We start from the raw sequence: 15,776 nt of genomic DNA on the forward strand, positions 1-15,776 counted from the left end.
ACAAAAGCGGCAAGGGTTTACCGCTTCTGCCGGTCACCCCGCGGCGCAAGCCACGGGGCACAGTAGAACGAAGGGGATTAGACGACCCGGATGGAAATGACGTGGTCCACGTGGGCCACCGCTGCCACTACCGCTTCAGTGGGCGGCTGCTCCAGGTCAATAATGTTGTAGGCAATATCGCCTCGGCTCTTGTTGACCATGTCGATCACATTGATGTCGTGCTCGGCCAGGACCGACAGCACATGCCCCAAAACGCCGGAGACATTGTCATTACAAAAGGTGATACGGGCGCCCAGATCCCCATTGCGGTCCATGCCCACGGCGGGGAAGTTGACGGAGTTGCGAATATTGCCGTGCTCCAGGTAGGCCTTGAGCTGATCAGCCGCCATAACCGCGCAGTTTTCCTCTGCTTCCAGGGTACTGGCGCCAATGTGCGGCATAGCGTATACGTCCGATCGAGACAGCAGGCAGGGTTCGGGGAAGTCGCAGACATAGCGCCCGAGCTGCTCCTCGTCCAGGCTGCGCACAATGGCTTCGGGGTCCACAATCGCGTCGCGCGCAAAGTTCAGCAACACCGCGCCTTTTTTCACCGACTTGAGCGACTCATCGTTGATCAGGTGTTTGGTCGCGTCGATGGCCGGCACGTGCAGGCTGATGTAGTCGGCCCGGCTCAGCAGCGATTGTAGGTTGCCCATGCGCCCCACCTGACTGGGCAGGCGCCAGGCTGCCTCCACCGACAACGCCGGGTCATAGCCCACCACGTCCATGCCGAGCGCCAGGGCGGTTTCCGCCACCATTGAGCCGATGGCGCCCAGGCCTACAACGCCCAGGGTTTTGCCCTTGAGCTCCGAGCCGGCGAAATTGGACTTCTGCTTCTCCAGCAGCTTGCTCATTTCATCCGCGTCGGTCATGTCTGTCAGCGTCTGGACATATTCCATGCCGGAGAGAATGCCGCGGGAGGCCAGCAACATACCGGCGAGCACCAGCTCCTTAACCGCGTTGGCGTTGGCGCCGGGGGTATTGAATACCACCACACCCTGCTTGGTGTACTCGTCCACAGGCACGTTATTGACGCCGGCGCCGGCACGGGCTACCGCCTTCACGCTTTCCGGCAGGGTTTCGCCGTGGAGCTTGTGGCTGCGCAGGATAAAGGCATCGGGCTCGTTGATATCGCTGGCCACTTCATACTGGTCCCGTCCGAAGCGGTCCAACCCTTTCACGGAAATCTTATTGTACGTTTTGATCTTGAACATAATCCTTCCTATCTCGGTCAATGTGTCGCTGGCGCCGAACTTCACGCCGTTTTCTGGAACGCCCAGCTCAGCCAGGGCAACAGGGCCTCAATGTCCGCCGTCTCTACCGTTGCACCACACCAAATGCGCAACCCGGGAGGGGCGTCGCGATAGGCGCCGATGTCGTAGGCCACGCCCTCTTGCTCCAGCAGTTTCACCATAGCCTTGACCCGGTCCGGCTCCGCATCCAGGGTAAAGCATACACTGGTGCTGGAAATGGTCTCTGGCTCCTTCGCCAGAAACTCGATCCAGTCATTGTCTTTGACAAACTGGCTGAGCACCGAGAGGTTGGCCTGGGAGCGGCGAATGGCTTCCGGCAGGCCCCCAATGCGATCAATCCAGTCCAAGGCGTCCAGGTAGTCCGCCACGCATAGCATGGAGGGCGTATTAATGGTCTCACCGCGGAAGATGCCTTCAATCAACTTGCCGTCCTTGGTCATGCGGAAGATCTTAGGCAAGGGCCACTCGGGCGTGTAGGTCTCCAGGCGCTCCACGGCCCGCGGCCCCAAAATCAACATGCCGTGGGCCCCCTCGCCCCCCAGCACTTTTTGCCAACTAAAGGTCACCACGTCCAGCTTTTCCCAAGGCAACTCCATGGCGAAAACCGCAGAGGTGGCATCGCAGATGGTCAGGCCGGCGCGATCGTCGGCTATCCAGTCACCATTTGGCACCTTGACGCCTGAGGTGGTGCCGTTCCAGGTGAAAATCACATCGTGGTCAAAATTCACCTTGTTCAGGTCCGGCAGGAAGCCGTAGTCCGCCTCAAGAGGGGTAACCTCTTTGAGCTTCAACTGCTTTTTTACGTCCGTTAGCCAGCCTTTACCGAATGACTCCCACTGCATCACATCCACCGGGCGCTGCCCCAACAGGGACCACATTGCCATTTCCATCGCCCCGGTGTCCGATGCCGGCACTACCCCAACCCGGTAACCTTCGGGAAGCCCCAGCAGGCGAGCGGTTTCCTCGCAAGCGCGCTTGAGCGCCGCCTTGCCCAGGCCAGAGCGGTGGGAGCGGCCCAGGGTGGACAAGTCCAACTGACCCACGTCGTAACCCGGACGCTTGCTGCAGGGGCCTGAAGAAAAGTTGGGGTTGCGGGGCTTAACCTGTGGTTGCATGAGATTCCTCAAACGGTTGACGGTAAACAGAGCACGACGCCATGAGAAAACGGGCGACGGTTCAACGAATGTGCCGATTCAGCCGAGTTAACGGGGCCGCTCGACGGCACTGCCTATTCAGAAAGCCGCCGATTATGCCAGTTAATTCGGCAAGGCACTAGCAGGCCGCCCAAAAACGCTCTTTTCCCGCGCAGTGGTTCGTCAGCATGACTGGGGGATGTTAGAAAATTACTAGAACAGGCTGGGAGAACCCCATGCAACGCGAAGGAATGACAGATAAAAAAAAGCCCTTTACAGACGTAAAGGGCAAGAGGGAGACCTCGATGCATCAACCAGACATCGAGGGTGAGAGATCGTGGTACGGCGGCCGCAGTGAAAAGGGCCTGTCCTATCTACTACCGGACATCCTACCGGGCATGTACTGCCGGGCTTGTACCTGAGCGGACCACCCTGCCCGCTACGACTAAGTGGAATAAACTTTACTCAGTGGTGACAGCGCTGTCAACACTCCCTTACCCAACGGGCCCTCAGGACCAAACTTTTCGTTTTGCCGAACACCGATGTAACCGTTTACGGCGTATTTCATCTTTCCGAACTTTTCTGAAAGCCGGCGCTACTCTGACTTAGAGGGGTACGCCGTCCACTGAATTCACCAATGAGGTTAAAGTTAGCACACTTTTTCAAAAAACAAAATGTTACCGGTTACACCCCTTAAAAGCCCGCCTGTGAGTATAAGTAACGACCCCGGCTAGAGTTCCATTTTCCCCAAGAATTGATCATTTAAGCATCACTTAGGAGGATTTGTGCGACAATTGGATTGACAGCGCTGTCAACCAACCGTAGACTCTCCCAGCTTTTAAAATGAAGAACCAGTGCGATACTGATAACAGCGGTCCGGCGCACGATAGAAAACAGCAAGATCAAGCGGGGAACTCTATGAGCTTTATTCTGGTAGCGGATATCGGCGGCACCAACGCCCGCTTTGGCTTGGTGAGCCTCGACACGGCTCGCGCAACTCCTCCCGACTTTACCGCCACCGAGCAGCACAGTTTAAGGTGCGCCGATTACCCTGGCATTGATCAGATGATTCGCGCCTATGCCGACAAGGCGGGCGTTAAACTCCCTGAATACGCCTGCCTCGCGATTGCGGGCCCCATCCACGATGGCCGAGTTCGCATGACCAACCTCGACTGGGAGTTCGGCATTGAGGAGCTGCGGAAAACGCTGGGCATGAAGGCACTGGATGTGATCAATGACTTCGCCGCCCTCGCCTACGCCACGCCCCACTTAAAGCCGGATATGCTCCGCCCACTGGTAAAAGGCAGCGCCGACCCAACCGCCCCCTCACTGGTCCTGGGGCCGGGTACCGGCTTTGGCATGGCGGCCCTGATCCCCTGCGACGGGCGCTGGAAAACGATCGCCACCGAAGGTGGCCACACCAACTTTGCCCCCGGCAACGAGCGGGAAATCGCCGTTCTTCAAACTCTGCTGAAACGACAATCCCACGTATCGGTGGAGACCCTGATCTGCGGCCAGGGTTTGGTAAGGATTTATCGCGCCCTGGCCGAGATTGATGGCGCGGAGCCGGAAGACTACGAACCGGTGGACATCAACGAAAAGGGCCAAAGTGGCGCCGACCCGCGCTGTAAAGAAAGCCTGGATATGTTCTGTGCCATGCTCGGCAGCGCGGTGGGAGATCGGGCGCTTTGCTTGGGAGCCCAGGGGGGCGTTTTCCTCGGTGGGGGAATTGCCCCTAAAATCGCGGACTATATTGAGAGCACCGAACTGGTCAACCGCTACCGAAGCAAGGGCCCCATGGCCAACTATGTGGGTCGCATCCCCCTGAATATTATCATGCACGACAAGGCGGCCCTGGTTGGCACCGCGGCTTGGTTAGTCGATCACACCCCGTCCCTAGCAACGGAGCGCCGGGCCAGTTGAGTCCCGGCGAATCAGGCTTGAACTGAGCATACTGGCCGGTAGCTGGACGTCCTTCCCCTGCAACTGTTTGAGCAACAGATCGGTGGCCTTTTGGGCCATGGCCTGAATGGGCTGCCGGACGGTGGTCAGGGAAGGCCAGATCTGGTGAGCCACGGGCGTGTCATCAAAACCCGCCACGGACAAATCTCCGGGAATACTCAAACCACTCTGATGGGCCACCATCATAACGCCGGCAGCCATATCGTCGTTCGCCGCAAAAATGGCCGAGGGCCTTGCCTCCAGCCCCAGCAGCTGTTGAGCGGCCTGCTCACCGGACTCAAATGAGTTATATCCCTGAACCAGCAGGGAGTCATCCAGATCAATGTCGTTCTCCACGAGTGCCGCCCGATACCCCTCGAACCGGTGAGTGACCGCTTTGTGGTCGGGGTGACCGGCGATAAACCCGATCCGTTGATGGCCCAGCGCAATCAGCTCACAGGTCATATCGTAGGCTGCTTCGGCGTCGTTGGTTTCAACGTAGGGGGACAACGCCTTTTTGACCGTGGGGGCAATACGCACGAACGGCAGTTGGCGTTGGATGAGCACATCGAGGATGGACTCAACGTCTGATAGCGGCGGTGTTAGAATCACTCCATCAATACGGGTCTGACGGATAAGGTCCCACACTTCGCGGGAGACCTCCGGATCCTGGTGGTTGCAGGGGTGGATCAATACGTCGTAGCCCTGGGCACGGCAAGTGGAGAGCACCCCGTCCTGCACATCAATCACATAGTTGGCGCTCGGGTTGTCATACAGCAACCCGATCACGAACGAGCGGTTGCCCGCCAAACTGCGGGCGGAAAAATTGGGGCGATAGTCCAGCTCGGCAATGGCTTTGAGCACCTTCTCGCGCGTACTCTGGCGCACATTCGGCTCTTTATTCACCACCCGGGAGACCGTTTTTATGGACACGCCGGCCAGAGCGGCGACATTATCGATGGTGGCTTTGATCACGGCGAGCTCCGTTTCTGTTATGGGTGTGCGCACTATCCGAAAAAGCGACCTGAAACGCAAGTTGGCCGCCATCAAAGCCAACCACCCTGCTCTAGCCCTTGCGTGGCGCGGGCCCTAAAAAAACCATGGAAATTTTCGTTCAAACCGGGTGACAGCGCTGTCAATTTATTTTATAGTAATTGGACCTTGAGGGTGACTACCAAGCCCCGGGGGCCTGAAAAATCGGCAATTTTTCGGTCTAGTTGCATCTAAAGCAACGCATGCGCTAATCAGTGCATTGGTACTTGCACTGAGACGTGCATTAAAAAAGCAACAAAAGATACCAACACAAGGCAGTTATAAAGACACAGGGCGGTACACAAAAAAGCGGTACGGCTTGTGCCCACCCAGCCCGGTCGGCTGGGTGGGCGGGCTAGTTCCTTCCCTGAACTTCTCTTTTTGAACGCCCCTTCTTAACTATAGTTGCCGTTTTTAGCGTAATTTCGTCCCGACCATCCCACACTCAACCAACCATCCAGCACTCAATATAATAGCGTGAAAAGCTTGCGCTGGTACTCGATGGCGAGAGGGTCACCCTTGCCCAAAGCGGCGAGAATATCGGTGAGCGTTTTACGGGCGCCGCCGTCGGCATAGCCCAGGTCTTTGCGTAGAATCTTAATCAACAACTCAAGCGCCTGGCGCTGGTAGCCTTCCTGATTGTACTGTACCGCCAGCTTGTAGCTTACTTCCAAGCTCTCCGGATCCCCTTCCAGCGCTTTCTCGAGCGATTCGATTTCGGGCGTTTTTGAGGCTTGCTGCTTTAGCTCCAGCTTGGCTTTGACTTGTTGGTACAGGGTGTCCTGATCCGCCAGTTTGACGGTGTCCAGCATTGCCTGTGCTTCGTCCAGCCGGTTGAGCTCCAACTGGGCACTGGCTACCAGGCAAGCCACCTGGGGTTGCCGACCGGAAGCCTCGTACACCCGCTGCAACAGGGGCAGAGCGGCGCTGTAATCGCCGGCTTCCAGCAGTGCCTGAGCCTGGGTCAGCTCCTGCTCCCACACCTTGGGCAGGTGCTGCTCCAGCATCTGACGGACTTGCACTTCGGACTGAGCGCCAGTGAAGCCGTCCAGCGGTTGACCGTCCTTAATCAGCATCACGGTGGGCAGGCTGCGCACGCCGAACTGGCCGGCCAGGGTTTGCTGGTCATCGGCATTAATACGCGCCAGAAGGAACTGGCCGTTGTACTCATCGGCCAGCTTTTCAAGCAGGGGCATCAAGGTCTTACAAGGGCCACACCAATCGGCCCAAAAGTCCACCAGTACGGGACGCTTGAAAGATTCGTCGATAACGTACTGCTGGGCGTTTTCCATGGTGACGTCAATGGTATGCATGAGCAACAGCCTCCGTTAGTGTTCCGGGCGCATGTGCGGGAACAGCAGCACATCGCGAATGGATGGGGCGTCGGCGAACAGCATCACCAAGCGGTCGATGCCAATGCCCTCCCCGGCCGTGGGTGGCAGTCCGTACTCCAGGGCACGAATGTAGTCGGCGTCGTAGTGCATGGCTTCGTCATCGCCCGCGTCCTTCTCGCGAACCTGCTCGCGGAACCGCTCGGCCTGGTCTTCGGCGTCATTCAACTCCGAGAAGCCGTTGGCCAGCTCCCGCCCACCGACAAAGAACTCAAAGCGCTCGGTCACTTCCGGCTTGGTATCCAGCCGGCGCGCCAAGGGCGAAACTTCCGTGGGGTACTCGGTGATAAACGTCGGCTGGTCCAGCTTGTGCTCCACGGTCGCTTCGAAAATTTCGATTTGGACCTTGCCCAGCCCCCAGGAGTCCTTGAGCGGAATCTTGAGGCCTTCCGCGACTTGGCGGGCGCCTTCCAGAGTACTGATCTGCTCTGCGGTGATTTCCGGGTTGTACTCCAGAATGCTGTCAAAGACCGTAACGCGGCGAAACGGTTTGCCGAAATCGTATTCGCTGTCTTGATACTGGATCACCGTGGCACCCATCACCTGCTGGCAAAGGCCTCGCAACATGTCTTCGGTCAGGTCCATCAGGTCATTGAAGTCGGCATAGGCCTGATAGAACTCCAGCATGGTGAATTCCGGGTTGTGCCGGGTGGAGAGCCCTTCGTTGCGGAAGTTGCGGTTAATCTCATAGACCCGCTCAAAACCGCCCACCACCAGCCGTTTCAGGTACAGCTCCGGAGCCACTCGCATGTACATATCGATATCGAGCGCGTTGTGGTGGGTGATAAACGGCCGAGCCGTGGCGCCACCGGGAATAACCTGCAACATGGGGGTTTCTACCTCCATGAATTCGCGGCCATTGAGGTAGCGCCGGATGTAGTCAATGCACTGGGAGCGCAGGCGAAAGGTGTCGCGCACCTCGGGATTCATAATCAAGTCCACGTAGCGCTGGCGGTAGCGCTGTTCCTGATCGTGCAGGCCGTGGTACTTCTCGGGCAACGGCCGCAGGGACTTGGTCAGAAGCTTGTATTGCTCCATGTTGACGTAAAGATCCCCTCGACCGGAGCGGTATACCGTGCCCCGAGCGCCGACAATGTCGCCAATGTCCCACTGGCCCCAGGTTTCCTTTATGGTCTTCTGGGTCTCCTTGTCCGCATAAAGCTGCACGGTGCCGGAAGCGTCCTGCAGCACCATAAAAGGCCCGCGCTTGGCCATCACACGGCCGGCCACGCTGGCGGTAAACCCGGCCTCCGCCAGGTCCTCTTTGGACCGATCACGGTGCTCGGCCTGTAGGGCGGCGCAGGTGTTTTCCCGACGAAAATCATTCGGAAAGGGGTTGCCCTTCTCGCGAATGGCCGACAGTTTGGCGCGGCGTTCGGCAATCAGGCTGTTCTCGTCCCGGGGGGCATTCGGCTTGCTCATGGCATCTCTAACGGTTGCGGGTGATTGGACAGGGCCTGGATTACAGGCCCGCTTTCAAACTGGCGACGATAAACTGGTCCAGCGAACCATCCAATACGTTCTGGCAGTTGCTGGTCTGCACGCTGGTGCGCAAGTCTTTAATGCGTTGATCATCCAGCACGTAGGAGCGAATCTGGCTGCCCCAGCCAATATCGGCCTTATTGTCTTCCATGGCCTGCTTTTCGGCACTGCGCTTGAGGATTTCCTGCTCGTACATTTTGGCTCGGAGCATGTTCATGGCCCGGTCCCGATTCTGGTGCTGGGAGCGTTCACTCTGGCAGCTCACCACAATGCCGGTAGGTACGTGGGTAATACGCACCGCCGAGTCGGTTTTGTTAACGTGCTGACCACCGGCGCCACTGGCACGGTAGGTGTCGGTACGCAGGTCGGACGGATTGATATCAATTTCGATGTTTTCATCAATTTCCGGCGAGACGAACACCGAGCAGAAGGAGGTATGGCGGCGATTGCCCGAGTCAAACGGAGATTTGCGCACCAGGCGATGAACGCCGGTTTCCGTTCTCAGCCAGCCGAAGGCGTACTCGCCCTCGAAACGAATGGTGGCACTTTTGATGCCTGCCACGTCACCGGCGGAGACTTCCTCCAAGGTGGTTTTAAAGCCCTTTTGTTCGCCCCAACGCAGGTACATCCGCAGGACCATTTCGGCCCAGTCCTGGGCCTCGGTACCACCGGAGCCGGACTGAATGTCCAGGTAGGCGTTGTTTTCATCCATTTCGCCGGAAAACATGCGGCGGAATTCCAGCACCTGGAGCTGCTTATCCAGCCGCTCTATCTCGCTGGCGACATCGCCCACCGCGCCATCGTCCTCTTCTTCGGCGGCCATGTCGAGCAGCTCCCGGCAGTCACTGACGCCGGCGTCCAGGTCTTCAATGGTACTGACCACCAGCTCCAGAGAGGCCCGCTCCTTGCCCAGGGCCTGGGCGCGGTCCGGGTTTTCCCAGACCTGAGGCTCGCCCAGTTCAAGCTCAACTTCGGTTAAACGCTCTTTCCTCTGAGCGTAGTCAAAGATACCCCCTAAGCACCTCGGTGCGCTCAGCCAGGTCTTTCAATTGGTTCAGCAGCGGATTGGTTTCCATAAAGGCTCGCTAATTGCTCACCGAGCCCGGCGCCCGATGCGGGCCCGTCTCGGCAATGAAATGAATTCGGTTAAGGGCGCGCATTCTAACGCAGATCCGCCCGCTCCCGCCAGCGCCCACGCGGCTTACGACGAAACCGAAAATGGCGATCTACTGCACAAACTGGCAAACTGGGCCTGTAAAACCGCCGCCAAACGGTGGAAAATGCCGGCGGCATTTTCGACGGGGGTCAAAAAGCCGCCACGGCCAAAGACACCAATAACGAATAACTCCCAACCCGGAGCAATGGTATGCACACTCAGTTGTTATCGATCCTGACACCGATGTACAACGAATCCGACGGGGTCGACTTCTTCTTTGAAACCCTGGAGCACTGCATGCAGGCGGTGCCGATCGACTATGAAATCATCTGCGTGGACGACGGCTCGGCGGACGATACGCTCGAGCGCCTGAGACAACACGCCGAGCGCAACCCAAAAATCAAGGTCCTCGCGCTGACCCGCAACTTCGGCAAGGAAGCGGCCATGACGGCGGCCCTGGACCATGCCCAGGGCGACGCGGTCCTGCCCATTGACGCGGACCTGCAGGACCCACCGGAGTTGATTGGCGCCATGGTGGAGAAGTGGCGCACGGGCGAGTATGAGGTGGTCTACGCCAAACGGGCTTCCCGCGACACCGACAGCCTGATGAAGCGCAATACCGCCCACTGGTTCTACCGGCTGTTCAATAAGATGAGCGAGATCCATATCCCCGAGAACGTAGGCGACTTCCGCTTAATGGATCGCCGTGCGGTGGATGCCATCAAGCAACTGCCGGAAAAGGACCGCTTTATGAAGGGGCTGTTCTGCTGGCCTGGCTTCCGCCATACGGTGATTGAGTTCGACCGCCAGGAGCGGGCTCAGGGGACAAGTAAGTTTAACTACTGGAAGCTGTGGAACTTCGCCCTCAGCGGTATCACCTCGTTCAGCACCTTCCCGATTCGCATCGGCACGTACCTGGGGCTGACGGTGTCGTTTTTTGCCTTTATCTATGCGGTGGTGGTGGTTATTAACACGCTGACCACGGGCGTGGATGTACCGGGTTATGCCTCGACGATGGTGGTAATCCTGTTCCTGGGGGGTATTCAGTTGTTCTTCCTGGGGCTGCTCGGGGAGTATGTGGGCCGGATTTACAAAGAGGTGAAGAACCGCCCTATTTATTTGGTGGCGTCAAAGTGGGGGTTTGAGGATTCGGATGCTTCTTAGGCAGCTATTCTGTTTCGGCGTGGTGGGCGTTGCCGCCACGCTGACGCACTACCTGATCGCCCTGTCGGCCCACGAGGTGGCCGGTATCAGTGTGTACGTGGCGAACCTTATGGGCTACGTAACGGCGATGGCGGTATCGTATTTCGGGCATGGCTTGTTCACGTTCCAGGTGGCTTTAACCCGCGCCACCTTGCAACGCTTCGTGGTGGCCTCGGTATCAACGTTTCTGTTCAGTGAGGCGCTTTTATGGGCCCTGGAGAGCGGCACCACCCTTCCCTCTCGGGTAACCTTAAGTCTTGTCGTCGTCTCGGTGCCGATAGTGTCGTTTCTGTTGAACAAGTTCTGGGTTTATCGAGTACGGTAAGGGGCTCGTGAAGTAGCGTCCCGACCGGCCGCAGGCGGGAGAACCTCCATGCAAGACACGCTGCAAGTACATCCCTGTAGCTCGATAATACGTGTCCCGCGATTAACGGTCTTGCATGGAGGTTCTCCCGCCCGCGGCCTCAGTGCTTTCGATTACCTCTACCAGGACTTTTCGTAACGCTGTCAGATACCTCTAAACGTGCGGTCAGGGGTGGGGTATACCGTTCGGAGACTCTCTGACGCCTACATGGATGTAGGTGTTAGGGCGACGCAGGAAGCCAAAGCCGCGGCATAGATGCCGATGATTCTGCTGTCTATATTCTGACGCAAAAAAGACTGTCTAAGATTTTTCTACTCCATGCCAAGATAGCGTTTCATGGCTGGACAGTCCCAGTCGCTACCAGACTCGTATTTTACCGCCGTCTTTGCCAAGTCATACTGATCGCCAGGCGCCGCCGCCACAATGTTGACATGGTGTTTATTGTAATAATCTGGCAATTTTTGCTCTATCTCTTTGCTGACTTTTTCCGCCCTATATAGAGCCTTATCCTTATCGTCTATATTTTCAGACAGCGCAGCCCCGTAAATGGCACATAACTCTTCCCCTAGATCATCCCTTGACGAAGCGCTAGAGCATGCCCCCAGGGCCAGAAGTAATGTCAAAAAGCTAAGACCTAAGGCCTTCTTGCCCACTCTACCCCAAATCGACATCAGTCCTCTCCTCGTGAATAAGCCATCCTCTATTTCGAAATTTTGAGAAATCACGGAATGGATCAATCACAAAAAATGACAACACGTGCACGGCTTTATACCCACTTCCAGACTGTACTTTACCGAGTTCTTCCATTTTCCATATTTGATCTCCTGGCCGAGCTAACACTCTATGACTACGTTTTGACATGCTAGCAACTGTAGATGTTGCCGAGAATAAAAGACCGACGCCTGAAGAGGCAGCACCTACTATTGCACCGGAAACCAAAGACAAAATGGGGTAACTCTTCCCACCTTGTAACGCAACATTCAAACGCTCAATAAAACCGCCATCCTCATTTTCACCAAATGCCTGAACCTTTTCTCACACAATATGGTTTTCTATCGACGTGAACGATTGAGGACTGCCGTTAATTTTCCATTTCCATTGAGCATTAGCCGTCATATCTGGCTTGATCAATGTTTTTCCCGCTTCGCCTTTTGAGTTACTTACGCCATGAAACCCATGAACAATGGATTGTGCTATTTTTACCCCGGACTCGGGCCGAAGCTCCTTCAGGTGGTTCAGAAGATCTTTGCTCATTTCATTCGCTCCTTGTATATTCCTATCGTATCGGACAGCTACTGGTGACAACGAAGTGTGCGGGAGTTGGCAGCTATAGTCAAACCTGGTGTACAGCCGCTTCAGGGTGACCCTGTTGTTGGTCCGGCTCTACAAAATCGCCGTCCTTGAATCGAACTCCCTGAATGACATCGGCCAACAGCTTGTAGCTTCGTAAGCGTCGCCACTTTTTCTGGGCCGTGACCATTAGCTTATACGCCATGGCCAGTGTCGTCTTCCGACTGTCCAATGTTCATACGCTTTCTAGCCTCCCAGTCACAACAGATCGACACCTGCTCCAAAACATTGCAGTTACTGCAACCCTTTGTGGCATACAGGTCAACATTTAAACAAAAAGCGGCAAACTATCTCCCGGAAAATCCGGTTGGAGATTCTCTGACGCCTACAGGAATGTAGATGCTAGAGCGACGCAGGAAGCCAAAGCCGCGGCATGCCGATGAGAAGCCTACAGGGAAGTATTCACGGCGGGTCTACAACCTGTAGCCCCCCTGACTCTCTCCCCAAACACCTAAACCAACTTAAACGGCATGGGCTGAGCCAAGTTATCGATAATGGCGCAATCGGCATGGTCGTCCCCAGGACACTGCTCAGCCATCGACAGAAGAGTCCCACGCATCGTCTCCAACTGCTCCAGCTGAGCTTCCACCTGAGCCACATGCGACATCACCAAAGCCTTCACCTCCGCACTGCGCCGGTTCGGATCCTCATAAAGCGCCAGCAACTCCCGACACTCATCCAAATTAAACCCCACCGCCCGACAATGCTGAAGAAACCGAAGCCGAGCCACATCATCACTCGTATAATCCCGATAACCATTCTCCGCTCGATCCGGCTCCACCAAACCCAGACTCTCATAGTACCGGATCGTCTTACTATTCAGCCCACTGCGCTCAGCCGCCTGCCCAATATTCATACGTTTTCTAGCCTCCACCACACCATACGTTCTCTGGCACTCAAAAACTTTCCACCAACTATAACCTTTTTCGGCGCCACAGACCAACTTTTAAACAAAAGCGGCAAGATGCCGCCCCCAAAATAGTGTGACCCACCGCACAACAACAACTCATTTTTGATAGGTATATCATATACTTAGAAATAATATTTGACATTAAAGGTGAGGATATTAAAGTAGGACTATCAACATGACCGGAGCGTCAGCCATGGAATACCTCAGCATGACCGATCCCGAGTGGGAAACCATGTGGGATCAACTCGCCAACGAGCGCCTGAATCAAGGCGACCCGGTCTGTGAGTGCTACGGTCAGGGGTGGGAATATATGGGGTCTACACAGAACCACCACCACTTCCGCCACGCCTGCCATCCGGCCACGGAAAAAGTGGAATACCTCTACATCGAACGAGCCGGAGTGGCCTTCGCCTGGGTCGGCTGAACTGAGCCGCAAACGTTAATGCCCAAAGCAGCCGCCGGTTCAAATGCCACCTCCTACAAAAAAACCCGCGAATTGCGGGCTTTTTTGTCATGGCTGCTTCCGGGTCCGCTACACCCCAATATTCTTCAGCGTTTCCAGAATCTCTCTCATCACACCGGCAGTACGCGGGTGCTCGGCGGCCATCTCCTCCACTAGCATTTCCAGCGTATCCAACGGCACCGGCTCTCCGTACTCGTCTTTGGTCCCCTGAGGGTGAGTATGCAGCTCCAGCTGCTCCATCAGGCGCTTCTGGGGCTCACTGGGCTCTTCGTCCCCATACATCTCATGCATTTCGGTAATCAGATTCCGTACTCTTTCCTGGGGCATAGTCACCTCGTTATTTCAATTAATGAACTCATTCTCCCACCCTGTACCTGCGCCACGAGCCGCTGGCACTGAGGGGCGGTGTGCGGTAGAGCATCCCAGGACCGTGGAGCGGGGGACCCGCGATTCGAGCCTACAGGGACGTATTTACGGCGTGTCCTGGGATGCTCTACCGTGCAGCGCCCCGGACTATCCGAAGGCACCGTTCCGAATTTCCTTCCTATCCGTTGCAGCTAGTTATAGTATAGACAACAAAGACACTAAGACGTTTGCTTCATCGCTCGCCTTTTGGCCTCTCTCGCCTCCCGCGCCGCTACACCGTACTCCTTCCAGTGCCCCTGGCGCCAGCGCCACCACTTAATCACCGCCCTGACCGACTCATCCACCACAGCCGCCACCATTACACCATAAATTCCCCATCCGAGCGTAATCGTCAGAACGTAAGCCAAAGGCACCGAGAACAGCCAAATGATCGCGATCGTGGAATAAGAGATAAAAGCCGCATCCCCCGTGGAGCGGAGCGCGCCTCCCATCACAATGTTCACCGTTCTGGCCGGCTCCGAAATGAAGGCGAGTACAAACACCCAAAAGCCGAACGCCAGAATCGCCGGGTCATCCGTGTAAATACTCAGCACCGGCTGGTTAAAAATCACCCAGAACAACGCCAGCAACCCAGTGCCCCACATCGCGATCTTAACGCTGCGGCGCATCTGACGGTCTGCCTCATCAAACTCGTTGCGACCTACTCGCTGAGCGATAATCACCTCCGTGGCCATACTCAAGGCCACCGAGATCATCAGGCAGAAGAGAAACGTATTGAACGCGTAGACCTTGACCTTCAGCGCCAAGTCACCCACTTCCGCAACAATCCAGTTGAGCATGATCATGTACATGTTGAAAGACACCGGCTCCAGGCTGGCCGGGGCCGCGATGCGGAGCACAGGTTTGATCAGCGAACGAAATTCGCGAATGCCCTGGCGAAGGGGCAAGCGCACTTTCAGTTTCCAGTGAACAATAGTGGCGGTAAACAGAAAGCTACAGGCGATGGCGGCGACGCTGGCCATGGCCACCCCATCGACGCCCATGGGTTCGACACCGAACAGGCCGAACACCACGATGCTATTTCCCAGAATATTCGCACCAAAGAAAACAAAGTTACTAACGGTATTCCACTTGGGCTCCCCGTAGACGTTCAAGATGGTTTGGTAGGAGGCACGCAGGCCCCAGATGGCGACCATCCAGCCGATAATGCCAAGATAGGTGACCGAGTGGGTTTCCACGGTTTCGGACAGGGGCATCCAGCCGGCCACATACGCGCCGCCGGTATTGATCGCCATGGCGGTAAGGACCGCCAGGCCCGCGATCAACAGCACATAGGCCATAATGGTGGCGTTGGCCGTCTCGTACTTATTGGCCCCAATACGCTGGCTGGCAATGCTCGAGCCGGCAAAGGCGGTCACCATCAGCAGGGTGTTGCCGGCGAACACCAGGGGCGACACTGCCCCCACGGCGGCGGCCGCATTGTCGGAAATGCGGCTGAGAAAGAACATGTCGGTCAGCGGGATGGTAAAGGTGACCGCCTGGTCCACCAACATGGGCGCACTCATGCCCCATAGGCCCTTGTCCAGCACCCGGCTTTTTGGCTGATTACTCAAACACTGCTCCTACAAAAAACGGAGAGCCGTGGCTCTCCGCATGATTAATTGGCGCATTATAGTCCGTATGACCTCGCCGG

The 15,776-nt window shown here is 56.5% G+C and carries 15 protein-coding genes and 1 pseudogene; 4 read left to right on the forward strand and 12 right to left on the reverse strand.

Going from position 1 to position 15,776, the window contains the following annotated elements; genetic code table 11:
* Positions 1–77: 77 nt before the first annotated feature.
* Both AAE514_RS04350 and AAE514_RS04355 read right to left on the reverse strand, forming a co-directional pair.
* Positions 78–1,253, reverse strand: coding sequence for a 3-phosphoglycerate dehydrogenase family protein (locus tag AAE514_RS04350; protein ID WP_347330286.1), 1,176 nt, complete (start codon positions 1,251–1,253; stop codon positions 78–80).
* Between the two features lie 41 nt (positions 1,254–1,294).
* Positions 1,295–2,407: a phosphoserine transaminase gene (locus AAE514_RS04355; RefSeq protein ID WP_347330287.1), complete on the reverse strand. Its 1,113-nt coding sequence runs from the start codon at positions 2,405–2,407 to the stop codon at positions 1,295–1,297.
* A 936-nt stretch (positions 2,408–3,343) separates the two neighbouring features.
* Between AAE514_RS04355 and glk the strand changes: the two genes are divergently transcribed.
* Positions 3,344–4,348 (forward strand): glucokinase, encoded by a 1,005-nt coding sequence (gene glk, locus AAE514_RS04360; RefSeq protein ID WP_347330288.1) that lies wholly within the window; start codon positions 3,344–3,346, stop codon positions 4,346–4,348.
* Here glk and AAE514_RS04365 read toward each other — a convergent pair.
* The 4 genes from AAE514_RS04365 to prfB all read right to left on the reverse strand — a co-directional run bounded on the left by AAE514_RS04365 (position 4,322) and on the right by prfB (position 9,347).
* Positions 4,322–5,341 (reverse strand): LacI family DNA-binding transcriptional regulator, encoded by a 1,020-nt coding sequence (locus AAE514_RS04365; protein ID WP_347330289.1) that lies wholly within the window; start codon positions 5,339–5,341, stop codon positions 4,322–4,324. The two genes, glk and AAE514_RS04365, sit on opposite strands and share 27 nt — an antisense overlap.
* Positions 5,342–5,862: 521 nt before the next feature.
* Positions 5,863–6,711 carry a thioredoxin gene (gene trxA / locus AAE514_RS04370; protein WP_347330290.1) on the reverse strand — a complete coding sequence of 283 codons (849 nt, stop codon included), beginning with the start codon at positions 6,709–6,711 and terminating at the stop codon, positions 5,863–5,865.
* A gap of 15 nt (positions 6,712–6,726) precedes the next feature.
* Positions 6,727–8,211 carry a lysine--tRNA ligase gene (gene lysS, locus AAE514_RS04375; protein ID WP_347330291.1) on the reverse strand — a complete coding sequence of 495 codons (1,485 nt, stop codon included), beginning with the start codon at positions 8,209–8,211 and terminating at the stop codon, positions 6,727–6,729.
* A 40-nt stretch (positions 8,212–8,251) separates the two neighbouring features.
* Positions 8,252–9,347, reverse strand: a protein-coding gene (prfB, locus tag AAE514_RS04380; protein WP_347330292.1) for a peptide chain release factor 2 whose coding sequence is annotated in 2 segments (ribosomal slippage) — positions 8,252–9,274 and positions 9,276–9,347 — 1,095 coding nt in all. Because the reading frame shifts where the segments join, the coding sequence is not laid out codon by codon here.
* Between the two features lie 290 nt (positions 9,348–9,637).
* Here prfB and AAE514_RS04385 point away from each other — a divergent pair.
* Together AAE514_RS04385 and AAE514_RS04390 are read left to right on the forward strand one after the other, a co-directional pair.
* Entirely contained in the window at positions 9,638–10,591 is a 954-nt protein-coding gene (locus tag AAE514_RS04385; protein ID WP_347330293.1) for a glycosyltransferase family 2 protein, read from the forward strand.
* The gene (locus AAE514_RS04390) at positions 10,581–10,955 is read left to right on the forward strand and encodes a GtrA family protein (RefSeq protein WP_347330294.1); all 375 of its coding nucleotides are present in this window, start codon (positions 10,581–10,583) and stop codon (positions 10,953–10,955) included. Before AAE514_RS04385 ends, AAE514_RS04390 begins: the two co-directional genes overlap by 11 nt.
* A 350-nt stretch (positions 10,956–11,305) precedes the next feature.
* On the opposite strand, the gene AAE514_RS04395 is transcribed toward AAE514_RS04390, so the two are convergent.
* The 4 genes and pseudogenes from AAE514_RS04395 to cueR all read right to left on the reverse strand — a co-directional run bounded on the left by AAE514_RS04395 (position 11,306) and on the right by cueR (position 13,200).
* Complete coding sequence (locus AAE514_RS04395) at positions 11,306–11,665, reverse strand: hypothetical protein (RefSeq protein ID WP_347330295.1); 360 nt, start codon at positions 11,663–11,665, stop codon at positions 11,306–11,308.
* Between the two features lie 364 nt (positions 11,666–12,029).
* Positions 12,030–12,248, reverse strand: coding sequence for a hypothetical protein (locus tag AAE514_RS04400; protein ID WP_347330296.1), 219 nt, complete (start codon positions 12,246–12,248; stop codon positions 12,030–12,032).
* 79 nt (positions 12,249–12,327) lie between these two features.
* Positions 12,328–12,510 (reverse strand): annotated as a pseudogene (locus AAE514_RS04405) (IS256 family transposase); the annotation flags it as partial.
* Between the two features lie 285 nt (positions 12,511–12,795).
* Positions 12,796–13,200 carry a Cu(I)-responsive transcriptional regulator gene (gene cueR / locus AAE514_RS04410; protein ID WP_347330297.1) on the reverse strand — a complete coding sequence of 135 codons (405 nt, stop codon included), beginning with the start codon at positions 13,198–13,200 and terminating at the stop codon, positions 12,796–12,798.
* A 229-nt stretch (positions 13,201–13,429) separates the two neighbouring features.
* Between cueR and AAE514_RS04415 the strand changes: the two genes are divergently transcribed.
* A complete protein-coding gene (locus AAE514_RS04415) occupies positions 13,430–13,678 on the forward strand; it encodes a 4-diphosphocytidyl-2C-methyl-D-erythritol kinase (protein ID WP_347330298.1) in 249 nt (82 codons plus the stop codon).
* Positions 13,679–13,786: 108 nt separating this feature from the next.
* Here AAE514_RS04415 and AAE514_RS04420 read toward each other — a convergent pair whose 3' ends face one another.
* Both AAE514_RS04420 and AAE514_RS04425 read right to left on the reverse strand, forming a co-directional pair.
* Complete coding sequence (locus AAE514_RS04420; RefSeq protein WP_347330299.1) at positions 13,787–14,044, reverse strand: DUF4404 family protein; 258 nt, start codon at positions 14,042–14,044, stop codon at positions 13,787–13,789.
* A 257-nt stretch (positions 14,045–14,301) separates the two neighbouring features.
* Positions 14,302–15,696: an MATE family efflux transporter gene (locus tag AAE514_RS04425; RefSeq protein WP_347330300.1), complete on the reverse strand. Its 1,395-nt coding sequence runs from the start codon at positions 15,694–15,696 to the stop codon at positions 14,302–14,304.
* Between the last annotated feature and the right edge of the window lie 80 nt (positions 15,697–15,776).

It is taken from the genome of Marinimicrobium locisalis, assembly GCF_039822625.1.
GTDB classification, from domain to species: Bacteria; Pseudomonadota; Gammaproteobacteria; order Pseudomonadales; family Cellvibrionaceae; genus Marinimicrobium; species Marinimicrobium locisalis.

Excerpts from the sequence above, each read along its gene's own strand:
- cueR (WP_347330297.1), bottom strand. The coding sequence starts at position 13,200 with ATGAATATTGGGCAGGCGGCTGAGCGCAGTGGGCTGAATAGTAAGACG.
- AAE514_RS04390 (WP_347330294.1), top strand. The coding sequence starts at position 10,581 with ATGCTTCTTAGGCAGCTATTCTGTTTCGGCGTGGTGGGCGTTGCCGCC.
- lysS (WP_347330291.1), bottom strand. The coding sequence starts at position 8,211 with ATGAGCAAGCCGAATGCCCCCCGGGACGAGAACAGCCTGATTGCCGAA.
- AAE514_RS04415 (WP_347330298.1), top strand. The coding sequence starts at position 13,430 with ATGACCGGAGCGTCAGCCATGGAATACCTCAGCATGACCGATCCCGAG.
- AAE514_RS04355 (WP_347330287.1), bottom strand. The coding sequence starts at position 2,407 with ATGCAACCACAGGTTAAGCCCCGCAACCCCAACTTTTCTTCAGGCCCC.
- trxA (WP_347330290.1), bottom strand. The coding sequence starts at position 6,711 with ATGCATACCATTGACGTCACCATGGAAAACGCCCAGCAGTACGTTATC.
- AAE514_RS04400 (WP_347330296.1), bottom strand. The coding sequence starts at position 12,248 with ATGAGCAAAGATCTTCTGAACCACCTGAAGGAGCTTCGGCCCGAGTCC.
- glk (WP_347330288.1), top strand. The coding sequence starts at position 3,344 with ATGAGCTTTATTCTGGTAGCGGATATCGGCGGCACCAACGCCCGCTTT.
- AAE514_RS04420 (WP_347330299.1), bottom strand. The coding sequence starts at position 14,044 with ATGCCCCAGGAAAGAGTACGGAATCTGATTACCGAAATGCATGAGATG.
- AAE514_RS04395 (WP_347330295.1), bottom strand. The coding sequence starts at position 11,665 with ATGTCGATTTGGGGTAGAGTGGGCAAGAAGGCCTTAGGTCTTAGCTTT.
- AAE514_RS04385 (WP_347330293.1), top strand. The coding sequence starts at position 9,638 with ATGCACACTCAGTTGTTATCGATCCTGACACCGATGTACAACGAATCC.
- AAE514_RS04350 (WP_347330286.1), bottom strand. The coding sequence starts at position 1,253 with ATGTTCAAGATCAAAACGTACAATAAGATTTCCGTGAAAGGGTTGGAC.